The following is a 16,907-nucleotide window of genomic DNA, read 5'->3' as shown; positions in this document are numbered from 1 at the left end:
CAGGTGCCCGGCACACAGATTGTTCGTACAAATCCGGTCATTTAGCGGCTTGATCGCCGGAGCCGTTCCGGTAGACACAAAATCGTTTACGCAGCGAAACGGCGGCGGGTTGCGAAGCTTCCCCTTTTTCCGAGCTGCTCTTTATCAGTATAACGCCCTTTTGTTAAGCGAATGTAAAAAAATCCTTTTTCCATCTGAATTCCAGTTGAACGCTTACAAAAGAAAAAGTAGACCGAAAATAGCAAAAATAAACGTTTTTTGAGCGGGTTTTCTTTTTGGCCGTGAATTCGGAGCGTGCGGAACCAAGAAGCGTCAAGGGGGAGTAAAACCCAAATCCGCAATGCCGGTCTGCTGCGGCAGGAAATTTGAACCCGTCCGACAAAAATAGAGCGTTTGCAGGACATGGGGACGGCGACCGCGAAAGGGTTACGGACAGGAGCAGGACTCGGATCGTACCCAGGCAGGTCCAAGCGCGGACAACCGGGACGCGGCATCCGGTATCTGCCTCTGCAGTCCGGCAAGCGGAAAGGATGGAATTCCTATGGATATGGAACGTCTGCATTACGGAGTCGCTTATTACGATGAATATATGCCTGATGACCGGCTGGCCAAAGATATCGAGATGATGCAGGAGGCGGGCATTACCGTCGTACGGATCGCGGAATCGACCTGGAGCACGCATGAACCGCAAAACGGAGTGTTCAATTTCGCTTCGGTGGATCGCGTATTGGATGCCATGCATGAGGCGGGCATCTCCGTGATCGTCGGTACGCCGACCTATGCCGTCCCGGCCTGGATGGTGCGCGAACATCCCGAGGTCCTGGCCGAGACCCGCAGCGGTCCGGGGAAATACGGAGCGCGCCAGATTATGGACATCACAAGCCCCGCCTATCTGTTCTATGCCGAGCGGATCATTCGCAAATTGATCGGCCGCGTCTGCGGTCATCCGGCGGTGATCGGCTATCAGATCGACAACGAGACCAAGCATTACGGAACCGCCGGTCCCAACGTTCAGCTGCGCTTCGTCAAAGCGATGCGGGAGAAGTTCGGCGGCGATCTCGGCGAGCTGAACCGCCGCTTCGGGTTGGCCTATTGGAGCAACCGCATCGACGCATGGGAAGATTTCCCTTCGGTGCTCGGTACGATCAACGGCAGTCTGGGGGCGGAGTTCGCCCGCTTCCAGCGGCAGCTCGTGACCGAATTTCTGGCCTGGCAGGTCGACATTGTCAACGGCTACAAGAAGCCCGGCCAATTCACCACGCACAACTTCGATTTCGACTGGCGCGGCCATTCGTACGGCGTGCAGCGGGACGTGGATCATTTCAAGGCTTCGAAGCCGTTCGACATTGCGGGCGTGGACATCTACCATCCTTCACAGAGCAAGCTGACCGGCATCGAAATTTCGTTCGGCGGCGATCTGGCGCGGTCGCTCAAACAATCGGCTTATCTCGTCTTGGAGACGCAGGCCCAGGCTTTCCCGCACTGGACGCCGTATCCCGGGCAGCTGCGCCTGCTCGCGTTCAGCCATCTGGCTTCGGGAGCAAGCATGGTCGCTTATTGGCACTGGCATTCGATCCATAATTCGTTCGAGACGTATTGGAAAGGACTGCTCAGTCACGACCTGCAGCCGAACCCCGTGTACGAGGAGGCCCGAACGATCGGAGCGGACTTCGCGCGTCTGAGCGGATCGCTGAGCGGTCTGCGCAAAATCAACCGGGTCGCGATGCTGGTCAGCAACGAATCGCTCAGCGCCATCGACTGGTTCCCGCTGCCGGGCGGCGTGCTCTACAACGACGTCGTGCGACGCTGCTACGATGCGCTCTACAAGCTGAATGTCGGCTGCGACTTCGTCCACCCGGACACGGAGTCGAAAGTGCTGGCGGAATACGATCTGATTGTCGTACCGGCCTTGTACAGCGCAGCGGACCGGCTGCTGGAGAAGCTGAACGAATTTACGGAAAAAGGCGGGCATGTGGTCTATACGTTCAAAAGCGGCTTCGCGAACGCCGACGTGCAGGTGCGTACAAGCGCCCAGCCGGGGCTGATCGAGCATGCCTGCGGCGTGAATTACCAGCTGTTTGCCGAACCGAAAAACGTGTCTGTCCGGCTGACACGCAATCTGCTTGATACCGTTGAAGAGGGTTATCAAGCGGAGACCTGGATGGAACTGCTGACGCCGACGACAGCGGAAGTATGGGCGCGTTACGATCATCCCGAGTGGAAAGAGTACGCGGCAATCACGCACAATGTGTTCGGCGAAGGCACGGCGACTTATATCGGTTTCATGCCGGGCGAAGACCTGCTGTTCCAAGTGTTCGAACGGGTGCTGCGAGACGCCGGATTATGGGGCGAAGAGCAGAAGATCAAGTTCCCGCTCGTCGTCAAATCCGGCGTGAACGGAGCCGGCTGCCGCGTACGCTATTTCCTGAACTATTCCGGCGAACCGGCGGCATTCGAATACGGATACCGCGACGGCCGGGAACTGCTGTCGGGAGCGGACATCCGGCACGGCCAACTGCTGCGGCTGCCGGCCTGGGGTTTCGCAATCGTCGAAGACCGCGAAAGCGCTGCCTGCTCGGCGGCGATGGAAGACGGCGTGGCCATGGATTGAATCGCGCTTGCGGCTGCCGGACCGATAGACGATCCAACCGCCCGACAACAAGGATGGGCCCGCGCCTGTCCTTTTTGCGTTGGACCGGAGGCGGAGCAGTACCTTTTTTGGCCGGGCCGCGCTATGATGGGACAACGGGCGGACGGCGGCTTCGGAAAACCGGCCGCGAATATCGAGGAGGAACTCAACATGAACGAAACACACGAATATACGCTGACCGGGGAAGAGCTCACGGTCACGATCAAAGCTCCGGAGACCTGCACCGGAACACGGTTCGACCGGACCGGATGGATTACGCAGGTGAGACTCGAAAGCGCGGGTTTGAACTTTTGCGTACCGGAGAGTCTGGTCGCGGGTCAGGGAACGGGCGGCGAAGGCTTGTCCGGGGAGTTCGGCATCGAAAAAGCGATCGGCTACGAAGAAGCTGCACCCGGCGAGTCCTTTGTCAAACTCGGCATCGGCGCGCTGACGCGAATCGACGACGAAAGCTACAATTTTGCCCGAACGTATCCGGTCGAAGCCTACGAAGTCCAGACGGAAATCGGACCCGCATGGATCCGCTTCACTTCCACGGCGCCGGAGCATAACGGCTATGCGGCCGTGCTCGTCAAAACGGTCGAAATTGACGGCCGCAGCCTGCATATCCGTTACAAGCTGGACAATACGGGGACGAAGAGCTTCTCGACCAGCGAATACGTACATAATTTCATGGGGATCGGCGGGCATCCGGTAGGACCGGATTATGTACTGAATCTGCCGTACGAACCGGAACTGCATCTGCTCGGCGACGGCGGCGTGGAAGACAAACTGGAACTTTCGGCCGGCCGGATGACCTGGAACGCTCTGGCGGGCGAAGAATATTACAGTTTGTTCGGCGGCTTCGCCGTCGGCGAATTGCCCTACTGGGAGCTGCTGCATCAACCTAGCGGAGCGGGCGTGCGCGAGCGCGGCGACTTCGACGCTTTCAAGCTTGGAGTATGGGGGTCGGGACATGTGGTTGCGCCTGAAGTCTTTATCGCAATCGAGCTTGCACCGGGCGAGAAGCGCGAGTGGACGCGGACGTACGACTTTTTCGCATAAGGAGTGGGGATCATGAACACGGCCAAAAGCAAACCGGACCGGCTCTTTTTTCCTTCGGTTCGGCTCTGCCGGGCGGAGTTCCAAGATGAAGGCGTTCTGCGTCCCAGAGAGCTGGACAAATGCGGTCTGCTTGCGGTCGAAAGTGGACGGGCCGCCGTGTCGATCGACGGGCATACCCATACGGCGGAAGCGGGCGACCGGTTCTGGCTGGTCCCCGGAACCGCGCTCGGCGGACGCTGGGAAGCGGGATTTCGCGTCACGCTGCTGCTGTTCTCCTGCTGCCGCATGCAGAAATACGCCGGGCAGTGGTTGGCGGCGGAAGCCGAACTTCCCGCTTCGGGAAGGTTGGAACGGTCGTCCGGGCTTCCGGAGCGCCTGCCGGGAATGGCGGGGGAAGCGCCGCCTCGCGACCGGCTGGAACTCAAGCATGCGCTGCACCGCTGGATGGGCGTACGCCAGACGGAATCGGCGGCAGGCGATAGGCAGAGCGGACTTTTGAAAAGCACGGAGGAAGAAGCCGGGCGGTCCGGGATCGATCTCGCTTTGGCGTACATGTCCGGGCATTATGCGCGGGAAGTGAGTATTGAGGAGATGGCCGTTCGATCCGGGATGAGCGTCAATCATTTCATTCGGACGTTCAAAGCCCGAACCGGACGGACTCCGGCCCAGTATCTGCTGCATCTGCGAATGACCCGGGCGAAGCAGCTGCTGTTCTCAAGCGACAAGATCAAGACGATCGCGCGAAGCGTCGGCTACAAGGACGAGCATTATTTCAGCCGGGCATTCAAAAAGTCGGAAGGCATTGCCCCGGGCCAATATATGAAGCGAAGCGATCTGCGGATTGCGACTGTCTACTACGGGCTTGACGACTATCTGACGACGCTCGGCATTTCGCCTGTCGCCGTATTGTCTTACGAGCAAAGGATTCCGCGAATCGGCGAATCGGCCGCGGCGCAGTCTGATGAACCGGGAGCATCCGTCCGGCTCGACAGTTCGGCCTTCAGTTATGCCAAGCTGGGCCGAACCGCGCCGGACCTGATCCTGACCAGCAGCCGCCTGGACGCCGACGCGCAGTTGGAGCGGATTGCTCCGACCGTCACGCTTTCCTACTCCAATGACCTGGTACGGCAGCTTAGGCAGATGGGCGGCATCTTCGGTCGGCAGAATGAAGCGGAAGACTGGATCGGCCGGTACGAAGCGAAGCGGAAAAGGATGCGCGCACAGCTGACGGCCCAAGCGGGGCGCAGGATGACGGCTTATTATATTCGGGTCGGTGCGACATTGTGCCGCGTATACGGAGCGCTGAATCAGACAGGAGCGCTGCTGTACGACGATCTCGGTTTGCAGCTTCCCGATCATTTTCCGGCAGGCGAATGGGCGTTGAATATCGGTCCCGGGCAGCTTCCCCTTTTCGATGCGGACTGGCTGTTTATGGCAGTGGAACCGACGCCGGAAGCGGCGGGACGCATGCGCGCGATCGAAGCTTCCGAAGAGTGGCAGTCGCTTCGGGCGGTCAGGGAAGGACGGGTCTGCGATGCGCAGGGACTTTTGTTCAAAGCGCTTGGCCCGGCAGGCCGTCTCGAGGCGATGCACGAACTGTTTGACCGAATGACCGAAGCAACCCGGGTGAATTTGTCCATGCAAAATCGGCGATAACGTCCATTGAACCGAAGGCGCTTCTTCCCTAGTATAGAGTGATAATGATTATCACTTATAGGGGGATGAACGGTGCAGCATACAGGGAACGGATTGAATAAGGGGAAAAAGAATAGATCAAGCAGCGAACCTAAAGAAAGCGGGAGCAGGAAGACTCGCTTCGGCGCTGCACGCGTACCGTTCGCCGCGGGCTGGATGCTGCTGATTGCGGCGGTACTGATGCTCTCCGCCTGCGGATCGGCCATGCCGAATGCACAGACAGGGAAGACCGAAGCGGCGGCGCAAACCGAAGCCGGTTCGGATACAAAAGCGTCTTCCGGCGAGGCCTCGACTTCCGAAGCGCAAACTTCTTCTTCAGCAGGCAGCGGAAAGTCAGCCACGATTGCGATTACGCATCTGAAAGGAACGGCGGAAATTCCGGCTTCGCCGAAACGGGTGGTCTCTTTGTCCGCCTCGTATATCGACCATATGCTGACGATCGGCGAGACGCCGGTGGGCGTCAATACGGAAGAGCGCTACGGCGGCGATTACCTGCCTTATCTGGCGGATGAGCTGGAAGGCGTGGCTACGGTCGGATCGGCCGAAGCGCCGAATCTGGAAGCGATTCTGCTGCTGGACCCGGATGTGATTCTGGTCGAAAGCCGGACAGACGAGACGACCTACGAGCAGTTGAACAAGATTGCGCCGACTGTCGTTTTGGGCAACGAATGGAAAGACTACGACGAAGATCCCGACTTTTGGACGGAAGACTTGTTGAAAATTGCGGAGATGTACGACAAGACCGGGTTGGCACAGGAGAAAATTGCCGAACTCGACAAGAAAACGGCGGAGGTCCGGGCGCAGGTCGAACAGTCGGAGCATCGTAAACTGGCTTATATCCGGGTGCGGGACAAACTGCTGCAAATCTATGCGCAGAACGGGCATCCGACGAACGGACTGCTCTATCACGACCTGGGCTTCGAACCGTCTTCCTTGACGCCGATCGATCAACGCGAAGATTTGTCGTTGGAAGCGGTGGCCGATCTGGATGCCGACCGGCTGATTCTGGAAGTCGATCCCAATGGCGCGGATTTCCTCGCTGCGGCCCAAAAAAGTTCGGTCTGGAAAAACGTTCCGGCTGTGCAGCAGGCGCGCGTATACGAAACGGATTCTTTCTGGTTGTTCAAAAGCTGGGGGGTCATCGGCCGGACCGAGATCCTGGAAGATGTGCGAAAGCAGGTCGAATAGATGGACAAGTCGGAGCAGCCGGAGAAACTGAAACTGCCGGAGTCGGAGCCGCTTGAAGAGCGGCAGTCGGAAACCCTGGAAGCTTTTCTGAGAGACCGGTTTGCGATGGTAAGGAAGCGGCCGGGCAAGGATGCGGAGTTCGAGGAGGAAGACGTACAGAACTTTCCTTACTCCGTTCAGGATCTGCTGGACCCGGACGTCCTGCGCCTCCTGCTGCTCCGCCAATCCGTGCTGTTGGGAAGAGCCGCACCGGACGTAACCGGGACCTTGTTCGCCAAGCGATACTCGGTTCTTGCGGCCGGTTTGTTCGCGGCCTACAGCGCTTATGGAGCGGTCCTGTCTCCGAAGCCGGGCGATATCCGGCTGCGGATCGGTGCAGGAGCCGCGATGGGATACCGGGTACGCGAAGAGCCTCGCCTGACGGGCGGTTATCCGAGTCTGTCCGCTTATGCAGGGAAAGTCGAAGCCCAGGTTCAAACCGTGCTGAGCGCGGTGCAACGGGCATCGGGAGCGAATGCCAGCGTGCTGCATACGCTCGTCCTGCATCAGATTCATACGCTGTACCTCTGCCTGGAAGCGGAATTGCAGCAGGGCGGTTCGCCGTTTGCCGCTCGGGCAGACACGATTCGCAGGCATCGGCAGGAACTGAGTGCACCGGCAAACTCATGGTTCCATGCCCGTTTCCGTTCGATCGGTCCGGATGCCGCAGGGAGGCCGCTTCTGCTTCGCCGGCACTGCTGCCAGGCTTATCGTACCGTGCAGTCCGGCCGCTCGCACGGCTACTGCGACAGCTGTCCGAAAAGCGAAGCCTATAAACGGACCTAACGGACCTGAAGGACTTGAAGGACCTGACGGATTTAAGGGAGCTTGTCCTTCAGGCTGCTGCTGCACGACCGGCCAGGATGTCGTACCCGGGGTTTGCTTCCTGCCGTTTCAAAGCGGCAGCCGCAACCCCCTGACCGATAAGCCGATCACGGACCAAAAAGGCGGAGCCCTTCGGGGCTGCCGCCTTTTTGCCTGGCGCGCCGTGATTTGTCCGGGGTGTCTGTGGTAAGCTGGAACAAGAAAGCGGGATCGATCCACCCGAATCGGATTCCCGGAGCAGACGATTCATAGAGGAGGATATTCGATGATTGTCATGCATGTCGATATGCAGGTCAAGCCGGAAAAGCGGGACGCTTTTCTGCAGACCGTTCAGCCGCTCGTTGCCGGTTCCCAGGCCGAAGACGGCTGTCTGCGCTATACGCTGACCCAGGACGTTGCCCAGCTCGACCGGTTTACCATGATTGAAGTCTGGACCGACGAAGCCGCGATCGAGCGTCACAACGCTTCGCCGCATTTTACGGGATTTTTCAAAGTCGCGAACGAATTTTTCGCAGCTCCGCTGAAAGCGGAAAAGTTCAGCGCGGCGGACATCTGATCCGACCGGAAGCATCGTACGACGAAATAAATCCAAATCATGATTCGATACTGGAGGATGGTCCATGAGCCCGAAAATCAGTTTGTACCTCGTCAGACACGGGGAAACGTATCTGAACCGCTACGGAAAAATGCAGGGTTGGTCCGACAGTCCGCTGACCGATGAAGGCAGGGTTGTCGCCACAGCCGCCGGACAGCGGTTGGCCGATACGGAATTCGCTTATGTCTACACAAGCGATTCGGGCCGGACGCTTGAGACCGCCGAACTCATACTGAACGAAAGCCGGCATCCCGTTCCGGTCATCAACCGGATCAAGGCTTTTCGCGAAACGTTCTTCGGCGGGTTCGAAGGCGAATACTCCAAGATTGCTTTGGGCAAAATTGCCGAGAACAATGCGGGAGTAAGCTTTGCGGAATTGATGAAGACGGTCACGGTCGCCGAATTCGCGGACATGACCAAGAAAGCCGATCCGTACCATCACGCGGAGAACTTCGAAGAGCTCTGGACGCGGATCCGCGGCGGGCTGCAGACGGTGATCGATCTCGATTATACCGGCGACGCCAAGGTTCTGATCGTCACCCACGGCAACACGATCCGCAATATCGTCAATCAACTGTGCGAAGGCGTCGATGTCACGATCGAGATCAAGAACGCGAGCGTAACGATTCTGGAGCACGAAGACGGACAGTTCAAGTGGATCGGGTTCGATCAGTGAACCGGGTATGCAGAGTGAGCAAGTGGAAGCGTCAGGAAGCGAATGCGCAGGCGGAAGAAGAAGCGCGCGAACGAGTGAGCCACAGAAGAACAGACGTGTAAAAGAAAAAGAACAGATGAAAAAGCCGGATTCCCTCGATGTGCAGAGGTGGGGAGTCCGGCTTTTTTTTGCCGATGAAGCACAGTCGCAGAAGACAGGTATGTCCGCTGTCTGCACAGGCTTGATTGCAGGCGGCAGATCGGGGTTCGCTGCAAAAGGTTCGAATCGCAGCGAACTAGATCACGCCTTTTTTCAAAAGGATATTCCCGTACAGCGCTTCTTCGCCGGTCACGACAATCGCATAGGCGCCGCGGGCGCGTTCGTAGAAAGCGAAACGTTCCTCAAAAGCGATCTGCGCGGACGCATCGTGGCGGGCGATCACTTCGCGGTACGTGTCCCAGATCGTCGGCACGATAGGATCGCCGGGCACGACGCTCATCAGCGCCGCCTGGTGTTCGGCGTACGGATCGAGCGGCAGCAGCTCCAGCATCGTGTCGAGCAGGGAAGGGATGTCGAGGCCGTCGCAGCGAATGACGCGCTCATGCAGCGAGTGGCCGGGGAAATTGGCATCGGCCAAGACGATTTCGTCGCCGTGGCCCATTTTCATCAGCGCATGGACAAGGTCGGGAGAGAGAATCTTGGGGATCTTTTTCAACATAGCGCGTCTCCCTCCCGGCTAGAAGCCGTAGAACGAACGCAGCCCGACCAGCTCGTCGATCCGGTGCTGCGGCAGCTCGCGTTCGCCGTCGATCATACGCGTGAGGAAAGTCAGCTTGGCCGTGTATTCCAGGCGCTCCATATTCATGTAGGCGTCCATCACGCTTTTGCCCCAGGTCAGCGCGCCGTGGCTTTCGAGCAGGACGGCCGTTTTCTTGCCGAGAAAAGGCATGATCGAATCCGGAATCTCTTCGGTCGACGGCGTGCCGTAGGCCGCAAGCGGGATATCGCCCATCGCGATCACGGATTCCGGCATCATCATCTTGTCGAGCGCTTCGCCCTTGATCGCGAACGCGGTCGCATAAGGCGGATGGGCGTGGACGACGCCGTGCATGTCCGGGCATTCGCGGTAGACGCGCAGATGCATTTTGACTTCCGTGGACGGACGGTAACCTTCGGCGGCTTCGACGATCTCGCCGCCGAGATTGACTTTGACGAGCATATGCGGCTCCAGGTAGCCTTTGCTGACGCCGGTCGGGGAAGCGAGAATCTCCGTCTCCGAGAGGCGGGCGGAAATGTTGCCGTCGTTGGCGGCGATAAAGTCTTTGTTGAACAGATTGCGGCCGATATCGCAGATTTGCAGGCGCAGCAGGCGCTCGCGTTCGACCGGATCGGCGATCGTGTGGGGTTGGGTCATGGGTAGGGGTCTCCTTTTGGAATCGATTGGGTAGAGAGCAAACAGGGATTCGTCCGTTTGGTGCCGGCTGCGACACGCTAACGAAACCTCATAACGCTATTCGAACGCATATTGGAGTTTCGACCCTGTAACGAATCCCTGTATCGCTATTTGGCATTTTGGAAGCGAAATTAGTCGATTGAGCGGATATAGCGTTCTCAGGATTCGTTAGAAAAAGAAATCGGCCGTTTCGGCTTGTTTAGCGTTCTCAGGATTCGTTAGAACTTACGGATCTGCCGGTTCGCAGGTTCGCCGGGCAGGTAACGTTCGAGCGCAAACGAGCGCCCGAGAATCTCCGCCCGACGGTCGAAGTCCAGCTCGCCCAATGCGGCGAGCTGGACAAGCGCGCTGCCTGCGGCGCTCGCTTCGACCGGGCCCGCAATGACTTCGCGGCCGGTGCGCTCCGCCGTCAGGCGGCAGAGCAGCCGGTTGCGGCTGCCGCCTCCGACGAGATGGACCGCGGCGATCGCGCGGCCTGTGATCGACTCGAGCTCGTCGATCGCGCGGGCGTACGCGTCAGCCAGACTCTCGAGCACGACGCGCGCCAGCTCGCCGTGGCTGCCGGGGACCGGCTGCCCGGTCTCCCGGCAGTACTGCCGGACCCGCTCCGGCATGTCGCCCGGAGCGGCAAAGCGCGGATCGTCGGGATCGATCCGCGAAGCCGCAGGTCCCGCGGCTTCGGCCAGCGCCGCCAGGTCACCGTGGCTGAGCGCTTCGCCGCCGGCGTTCCAATGCCGCCGGCATTCCTGAAGCAGCCACAAGCCCGTGATGTTCTTGAGCAGGCGATTGCCGCCGCCGTAACAAGCTTCGTTCGTCAGGCCGCGTTCGTAAGCGGCATCGGACAAGATCGGCCGTGGGGTCTCGACCCCCGCGATCGACCAGGTGCCGCAGCTGATAAAAGCAGCGAAGGGGGCTTCGGTGGCAGCGGAGCCGGCCGTTTTACCAGCCGGCCGTCCGGCTGTTGTGCGGTCGGCGTCCGGCGCTCCGCTTGCTTTCTCGGCCCTGCCGGCTGACTCAGCCGCGCCATCCATCCCGCTGCTCTTCGCTGTCCCGGCTGACTCAGCCGCGCCATCCATCCCGCCGTTCTTCGCCGCGTCGGCTATATCCGCCGTTCTGCTCCACCCGGCGGCTCTATTCACCGCACTGCTCGCCGCTGCCCCGGACAACCCTGCCGCCGCTACCTTGCTGTAAGGCACCGCCGCCACGGCCGAAGCGGTGTCGTGCGAAGCGCCGGCCACCACGCGCATGGGGCCGCAGCGCAGCTGCGCCTGCAGTTCCGGCCGCAGTTCGCCGAGGACCGTGCCGGCCGGTACGACCGGCGCCAGCAGGGCGGCCGGAATCCCCAGCCGTTCCAATACGGCGGCGGACGGTTCGCTGCCGCCGGCCGCAAGCAGACCGCCGGTGCTGAGGATGCTTCGCTCCGCAGCCGCGGCGCCGCACAGCCGGTAATGGAACAAATCCGGCATCATGAGCAGACGGGAAGCCTGCTCGCGCAGCTCGGGCTGTTCTTCCAGATCGGCGAAGATCTGGTATACCGTATTGATGGGATTCGGCTGATTGCCGGTCAGCTCGAACTGTTCGCGCAGCGGCAGGCGGCGCTCCAGTTCCGCCGCGTGCCGCGCCATACGCGCGTCGCGGTAATGATGCGGCGGCCGCAGCAGTTCGCCGCCTTGGCCGATCCAGCCGTAGTCGACGCCCCAGGTGTCGACGCCGATCCCGAGGATCGGCTGTCCTTCGGCGGCAGCCAGGCGGATACCCGTCTGAATCTCCGCGAACAGCCCTCCTTCGTCCCAGTACAAGCCGCCGCCTTCTTCGACCGGCACATTGTCGAAGCGGTGAATCTCGCGCAGCTCAAGCTTCGAGCCGTCGTAGCTGCCGAGCATGACCCGGCCGGAGCTGGCGCCGAGATCGACGGCCAGCACCCTTTTGACAGAAGAGATTTCAACAGTTCCGGCAACCCCGGCATGTGCGGCAGATTCGCCGGAGTCCGCACCCTGCGGATCTTGACCCATCCCGTTCAAACTTTCCGAATCGAATTTAAGAGGCTTCATGGGCATGCCCTGCTTTCCGGTAAAATGGCGTCAACGCCTCAGTACAGCGGTCCGAAGTTCCGGCAGGCTGCATAATCGGCCGCTTCCGTGTTTTCCGTGCCGAACAGCGACCAGACGCGTGGGCGGAAGATGTCTTTCTCGTCCACGTTGTGCATGCTGACCGGAATGCGCAGGATGGAAGCGAGGGTGATCAGGTCGGCGCCGATATGCCCGCAGCTGATCGCGCCGTGGTTGGCGCCCCAGTTGTTCATCACGTCGTAGACGTTCGAGAACGAGCCTTTGCCTGTCAGCTTCGGCGCGAACCAGGTTGTCGGCCAGGTCGGGTCGGTGCGCTCGTCTAGCGTGCGGTGCACGTCTTCCGGCAGGTCGACCGTGTAGCCTTCCGCCAACTGAAGCACGGGTCCGAGCCCTTTGACCAGGTTGAGGCGCACCATCGTGACCGGCATGCCGCCGCGCGTCAAGTAATCCGTCGAAAAGCCACCGCCGCGGAAATATTCCTGCGAAGCCGGCCGGAACAGCGTCTTGTCGAGGCATTTGGCCGCTTCTTCGTCCGTGACGTCCCAGAAAGGCTTGATCGCGGGCAGTCCGTCGATCTCCTGCTCGCCGGTCCCGTCGAGCGCCGCCGAACCGGAGTTGATCAGATGGAGCAGCCCGCCCTGCGCCGCGCCTTCAAGCTTGTGTCCCGTCACGCGTTCCACCGCCGCCGGGCTCCAGAACGTCCGCACATCCGCGAAGATCTGCGCCGTGCCTGTCAGCAGATGGTTGAACAGCATGACGACGCCGTTGAGGCTGTCGTTCTCGGTAGCGACGATGTACGGCGCGCGCCGTCCGTTCCAATCGAACGAGGAATTGAGGATCGTCTCCATAAAGTCGGCGTTCGGGAAGTGGTCCGTCCAATGCCGCTGCCCCTGGAAGCCGCCCGCGATCGCGTGATGACCGCCCGCTTCTTCTTCGAAGCCGAGCTCCGCCAGCCGTGGATTGCCGACCATGAGATCGCGCGCGATCAGCGTCATTTTGACGACGAATTCCCACTGCCGATTCTGTTCGTCTTCGCTGATGATCAGATGTTCGGGATTGTTGTTGGCGCCGAGTTTGCAGTTTTGCTTGGTCCAGGCCAGCGCTTTGACATATTCGTCCTTGTCGTAGATCTCTTCTTCGACGCGGCGAACGAATTCGGACATGTCGACGTATTCGTTGCGCATGCCGAGATAATGCTGGAACAGATTCTCGTCGATGATCGAACCGGCGATACCCATCGACACGGAGCCCATGGAGAGGTACGCTTTGCCCCGGATCATAGCGGCGGCCAGCGCAGACCTTGCGAACTGAAGCAGCTTGGTCTGCACGTCGGCCGGAATCTCTTCGCTGCCGGACTCCTGTACGTCTTCGCCGTAAATGCCGAACGCCGGAATGCCTTTTTGCGCATAAGCCGACAGCACGGCCGCCAGGTACACCGCACCCGGCCGCTCCGTTCCGTTAAATCCCCATACCGCGTGCGGAATCGAAGCGTCCATGTCCATCGTCTCGGAGCCGTAGCACCAGCACGGGGTCACGGTGATCGAGACGCCGACGTTTTCCCGCTTGAACTTGGACGCCGCCGCGGACGCTTCCGCTACGCCGCCGATTGTCGTGTCCGCAATCACGCACTGCACGGGCGAACCGTCCGGATAGCGCAGATGCTCCTGCAGGAAAGCGGCTGTGCGCCGCGCCATGCCCATGGTCTGTTCTTCCAGCGATTCGCGTACCCCGCGTCTTCTGCCGTCGATGGTAGGGCGAATCCCGATTTTCGGATACTCTTGGGTAACGGTGGCTGACATAACGTACCTCCTCAAAATAGGTGAATGGGAAGGGGCTTCGGGCATGCGATCGCATCCCTGAACAATCCCCGGCAAAGCGTAACGATCCGACGAAAATATAGGTTAGAAAGCGTTATCAATTCTTCTTTATCTTAAAAGCCCAGCTGAAAGAAGTCAACAATAAGGCGAGGTTTTATTGTTGTTTTGTTGTTTTTTGTCTAAAATATTTGTGGTTTTATGGTTTTTGCGAAAAGGGATTTTAAGATTTTGAAAAATCGGGATATCTCTGCTTGGCGGTTACCGCGATGCCGATCAAGTCTCGAACTGGGCGCGGGAAAGCCTGGCCGCCGTGCTGCAGTCCGAGATCGTATCGGGCAGAACGGCCACCAGCCTGGCTCCAAAAACCGATATGACACGGGCGGAAGCGGCAGCGATCATCGAACGTCTGCTGAAAGTGTCCGGCTTGATCTAAAAGCAAAAACAGCCGAAATCTCTTCGGCCGCTGCATCCCTATCCGCCTTCACAAGGCGGATAGGGATTTTTTTGCGCGGGCCGATGTACTCTTTTCCTTGCCTATTCCGAAGAAAGATCGATATATTTGTAGAAAGAAACCGCAAGCCTGCGCATGCAGGAAGGGCGAACGGTACGAAGCGGAGACGCAAGACGAGGATACGGGGGCGGATACAAGATGAAAGCCGAACAGCGGCGCGAATGGATTATCAACGAGTTATACCGCAATAAAAAGGTACAGGTCTCGGCGTTGGCGCAAACATTCGGCGTCTCGGAAGAGACGGTGCGCCGCGATCTGGATAAGCTGGAGAAAGAAGGCATCGCGCAGAAAAATTACGGCGGAGCCGTATTGAGCGCTCCGACCAATCTCGATCAATCCTATGCCAGCCGGCATGACCTCAATCTGGAAGCCAAACGCCGGATTGCCGGGTACGCGCTGGATCTGATTCACGACGGTGACAGCATCATGGCGGATACCAGCTCGACCGCTTTTGAAACGCTGCGGATGCTGGTGGAGCGGCGTTCGCAGCTGACGCTGATTACGAACTCGCTCGTCGCGCTGTCCGCGCTCCAGCAGTCGGGTCATCGGCTGATCGGCACCGGTGGGACGCTGGGCGCTTCGACCAGCTCCTTCGTCGGTCCCGATGCGGCGCGGACGATCGAACGCTATAACGCAGACGTGACGCTGCTCGGCTGCAAAGCGCTGTCGATGCACGGCGGCATCTGCGATTCCAACGAAGCCGAGAGCGAGTTGAAGCTGCTGATGCGGCGGCAGGCGAACAAGACCATGCTGCTGGCGGATCATTCCAAATTCGACCGCCTGGCTTTTATCCGGCTGTTCGACTTCGGCGATATCGACTTCGTCGTGACGGACCGCCCGCCGGCGGAGGAATGGAGCGACTTTCTGCGCGGGCACGGAGTGACGCTGGTGTGCGGGGAAGAAGCGGAAGATGAAGCGCTGCAGCCCGAGGATGAAGGGTAGAAGCGGCAAAAGAAACGACCCAGACGCAGACCTTGTCCCTTGTGGGACGGGGGCTGCGTCTTTTTGATGCGGATTGGCGTACGAGTGGACGGATTGTGCCGGAAAAATCGATCTGTACGCGATCCGGTGTCCTTCCGCTTTGTCTCCGGACGGCGGAAACCTGCATCCAACGCGCCGCCTTCGCACGCTAACGGATCGAGGTGACGCTTAGAAGCGCCTATCGGCGGTTCGATATTTTTAACGGATCGAGACGACGCTTAGAAGCGAAAAAGAACAGATTCCGCCCTTTTTGAGCCCTATTTGGGCGGCTAAGCGTCCGTACGATCCGTTAGAATTCGGAACCATCGGAAAATCGCCCGCTAACGGACATGCAATCCGTTAGCGGGCTGAGGGTTGGATCTGGATGGTGGGATGGGGTGCGGGGTGTTCACTCCGTTTCGAGTCCGCGCTGCAGCCCGGTTTCAATCCACGCACCCGCACGGGGTGCGACATCGAGTTAATATCGAGATAGTACGTTTTACCCGGTTTCAATCCACGCACCCGCACGGGGTGCGACCATCATGCGCATTCACAACCCAGAGGAAACTGAATGTTTCAATCCACGCACCCGCACGGGGTGCGACGTAATCTGCTCAATCTGCTGTGTAACCCATGCTTCCGTTTCAATCCACGCACCCGCACGGGGTGCGACCACCGATACGTGGCGCTGCTTACCGGGGCGAAACGTTTCAATCCACGCACCCGCACGGGGTGCGACCCATAACCGCCGGGAGCCTGTTCACAACGGACGAAGTTTCAATCCACGCACCCGCACGGGGTGCGACTTGCAGGCCGGGGCTTCGATTCCGCTTCCGGTAGGGTTTCAATCCACGCACCCGCACGGGGTGCGACGTAATTTTCCGAGCTTGGTTTAGTGTTCAGTTGCTGTTTCAATCCACGCACCCGCACGGGGTGCGACCCGATGTCTGGCAGGCCATAGCCGCCTTTACCGAGGTTTCAATCCACGCACCCGCACGGGGTGCGACGACATGCCGACAATGATCCAGTCCGCCCATACGTCGTTTCAATCCACGCACCCGCACGGGGTGCGACGCCAAACGAAGTTACCAGCCCGCCAAAACTCAGGTTTCAATCCACGCACCCGCACGGGGTGCGACTCGCACAAAACGCGTAAAAAACGAAACCATAAACGGTTTCAATCCACGCACCCGCACGGGGTGCGACTGCTCGCCCTATCAGCTCATGTGCCATGGGGGCTGGCAAGGGCAAAAGTGCGAACCTCAGAATCAGACTATCCAAACCTGGACAAAAACACAAGAGAAATCCCGGGAACCCTTGCACGGCGCGGGGTGCGAACCTGCCGGGGATTTCATGCGAGCTTGGGGTTCGCAGGGATAAGCAGGATTCTTGTCTATTTACGCGATCTC

The 16,907-nt window shown here is 59.5% G+C and carries 14 protein-coding genes and 1 CRISPR repeat array; of the genes, 9 read left to right on the top strand and 5 right to left on the bottom strand.

From position 1 onward, the window contains the following. Positions 1 to 86 precede the first annotated feature (86 nt). Positions 87 to 404 carry a hypothetical protein gene (locus HRQ60_RS16140; protein WP_172197280.1) on the bottom strand — a complete coding sequence of 106 codons (318 nt, stop codon included), beginning with the start codon at positions 402 to 404 and terminating at the stop codon, positions 87 to 89. A 143-nt stretch (positions 405 to 547) separates the two neighbouring features. Between HRQ60_RS16140 and HRQ60_RS16135 the strand changes: the two genes are divergently transcribed. From HRQ60_RS16135 to HRQ60_RS16105, 7 genes are all read left to right on the top strand, one after another. Then, positions 548 to 2,611: a beta-galactosidase gene (locus HRQ60_RS16135; RefSeq protein ID WP_172197373.1), complete on the top strand. Its 2,064-nt coding sequence runs from the start codon at positions 548 to 550 to the stop codon at positions 2,609 to 2,611. Positions 2,612 to 2,800: 189 nt separating this feature from the next. After that, positions 2,801 to 3,691 (top strand): hypothetical protein, encoded by an 891-nt coding sequence (locus tag HRQ60_RS16130; RefSeq protein WP_172197277.1) that lies wholly within the window; start codon positions 2,801 to 2,803, stop codon positions 3,689 to 3,691. Positions 3,692 to 3,703: 12 nt separating this feature from the next. Then, positions 3,704 to 5,347, top strand: a complete 1,644-nt coding sequence (locus tag HRQ60_RS16125; protein ID WP_172197274.1) for a helix-turn-helix domain-containing protein — start codon at positions 3,704 to 3,706, stop codon at positions 5,345 to 5,347. 72 nt (positions 5,348 to 5,419) lie between these two features. After that, positions 5,420 to 6,574, top strand: a complete 1,155-nt coding sequence (locus HRQ60_RS16120) for an ABC transporter substrate-binding protein (RefSeq protein ID WP_343044715.1) — start codon at positions 5,420 to 5,422, stop codon at positions 6,572 to 6,574. Then, positions 6,575 to 7,399 carry a (2Fe-2S)-binding protein gene (locus tag HRQ60_RS16115; RefSeq protein WP_172197272.1) on the top strand — a complete coding sequence of 275 codons (825 nt, stop codon included), beginning with the start codon at positions 6,575 to 6,577 and terminating at the stop codon, positions 7,397 to 7,399. A 304-nt stretch (positions 7,400 to 7,703) separates the two neighbouring features. Then, positions 7,704 to 7,994 (top strand): putative quinol monooxygenase, encoded by a 291-nt coding sequence (locus tag HRQ60_RS16110; RefSeq protein ID WP_172197270.1) that lies wholly within the window; start codon positions 7,704 to 7,706, stop codon positions 7,992 to 7,994. Positions 7,995 to 8,058: 64 nt separating this feature from the next. Further along, positions 8,059 to 8,709 carry a histidine phosphatase family protein gene (locus HRQ60_RS16105; RefSeq protein ID WP_172197268.1) on the top strand — a complete coding sequence of 217 codons (651 nt, stop codon included), beginning with the start codon at positions 8,059 to 8,061 and terminating at the stop codon, positions 8,707 to 8,709. Positions 8,710 to 8,983: 274 nt separating this feature from the next. On the opposite strand, the gene fucU is transcribed toward HRQ60_RS16105, so the two are convergent. From fucU to HRQ60_RS16085, 4 genes are all read right to left on the bottom strand, one after another. Continuing rightward, on the bottom strand, positions 8,984 to 9,406 hold the full coding sequence (fucU, locus tag HRQ60_RS16100; protein ID WP_172197266.1) for an L-fucose mutarotase: 423 nt from the start codon (positions 9,404 to 9,406) through the stop codon (positions 8,984 to 8,986). A gap of 18 nt (positions 9,407 to 9,424) precedes the next feature. Further along, a complete protein-coding gene (locus HRQ60_RS16095) occupies positions 9,425 to 10,102 on the bottom strand; it encodes a class II aldolase/adducin family protein (RefSeq protein ID WP_172197264.1) in 678 nt (225 codons plus the stop codon). A gap of 257 nt (positions 10,103 to 10,359) precedes the next feature. Further along, positions 10,360 to 12,192 carry a rhamnulokinase gene (locus HRQ60_RS16090; protein ID WP_246281361.1) on the bottom strand — a complete coding sequence of 611 codons (1,833 nt, stop codon included), beginning with the start codon at positions 12,190 to 12,192 and terminating at the stop codon, positions 10,360 to 10,362. Between the two features lie 38 nt (positions 12,193 to 12,230). Continuing rightward, entirely contained in the window at positions 12,231 to 14,009 is a 1,779-nt protein-coding gene (locus HRQ60_RS16085) for an L-fucose isomerase (RefSeq protein WP_172197262.1), read from the bottom strand. A 253-nt stretch (positions 14,010 to 14,262) separates the two neighbouring features. Here HRQ60_RS16085 and HRQ60_RS23920 point away from each other — a divergent pair, with 253 nt between their 5' ends. Further along, entirely contained in the window at positions 14,263 to 14,460 is a 198-nt protein-coding gene (locus HRQ60_RS23920; RefSeq protein ID WP_172197364.1) for an S-layer homology domain-containing protein, read from the top strand. 216 nt (positions 14,461 to 14,676) lie between these two features. Next, entirely contained in the window at positions 14,677 to 15,480 is an 804-nt protein-coding gene (locus HRQ60_RS16075; RefSeq protein WP_172197260.1) for a DeoR/GlpR family DNA-binding transcription regulator, read from the top strand. A 458-nt stretch (positions 15,481 to 15,938) separates the two neighbouring features. Beyond that, a CRISPR array of direct repeats spans positions 15,939 to 16,704; the repeat unit is 32 nt; unit sequence GTTTCAATCCACGCACCCGCACGGGGTGCGAC. Positions 16,705 to 16,907: the final 203 nt, after the last annotated feature.

This window comes from Saccharibacillus qingshengii, from assembly GCF_013185195.1.
GTDB classification, from domain to species: Bacteria; Bacillota; Bacilli; order Paenibacillales; family Paenibacillaceae; genus Saccharibacillus; species Saccharibacillus qingshengii.
The sequence above is the reverse complement of the archived record's forward strand: the minus strand, read 5'-3'. Positions and strand labels throughout refer to the sequence as shown.

Excerpts from the sequence above, each read along its gene's own strand:
- HRQ60_RS16140 (WP_172197280.1), bottom strand. The coding sequence starts at position 404 with ATGTCCTGCAAACGCTCTATTTTTGTCGGACGGGTTCAAATTTCCTGC.
- HRQ60_RS16135 (WP_172197373.1), top strand. The coding sequence starts at position 548 with ATGGAACGTCTGCATTACGGAGTCGCTTATTACGATGAATATATGCCT.
- HRQ60_RS16130 (WP_172197277.1), top strand. The coding sequence starts at position 2,801 with ATGAACGAAACACACGAATATACGCTGACCGGGGAAGAGCTCACGGTC.
- HRQ60_RS16125 (WP_172197274.1), top strand. The coding sequence starts at position 3,704 with ATGAACACGGCCAAAAGCAAACCGGACCGGCTCTTTTTTCCTTCGGTT.
- HRQ60_RS16115 (WP_172197272.1), top strand. The coding sequence starts at position 6,575 with ATGGACAAGTCGGAGCAGCCGGAGAAACTGAAACTGCCGGAGTCGGAG.
- HRQ60_RS16110 (WP_172197270.1), top strand. The coding sequence starts at position 7,704 with ATGATTGTCATGCATGTCGATATGCAGGTCAAGCCGGAAAAGCGGGAC.
- HRQ60_RS16105 (WP_172197268.1), top strand. The coding sequence starts at position 8,059 with ATGAGCCCGAAAATCAGTTTGTACCTCGTCAGACACGGGGAAACGTAT.
- fucU (WP_172197266.1), bottom strand. The coding sequence starts at position 9,406 with ATGTTGAAAAAGATCCCCAAGATTCTCTCTCCCGACCTTGTCCATGCG.
- HRQ60_RS16095 (WP_172197264.1), bottom strand. The coding sequence starts at position 10,102 with ATGACCCAACCCCACACGATCGCCGATCCGGTCGAACGCGAGCGCCTG.
- HRQ60_RS16090 (WP_246281361.1), bottom strand. The coding sequence starts at position 12,192 with ATGAAGCCTCTTAAATTCGATTCGGAAAGTTTGAACGGGATGGGTCAA.
- HRQ60_RS16085 (WP_172197262.1), bottom strand. The coding sequence starts at position 14,009 with ATGTCAGCCACCGTTACCCAAGAGTATCCGAAAATCGGGATTCGCCCT.
- HRQ60_RS16075 (WP_172197260.1), top strand. The coding sequence starts at position 14,677 with ATGAAAGCCGAACAGCGGCGCGAATGGATTATCAACGAGTTATACCGC.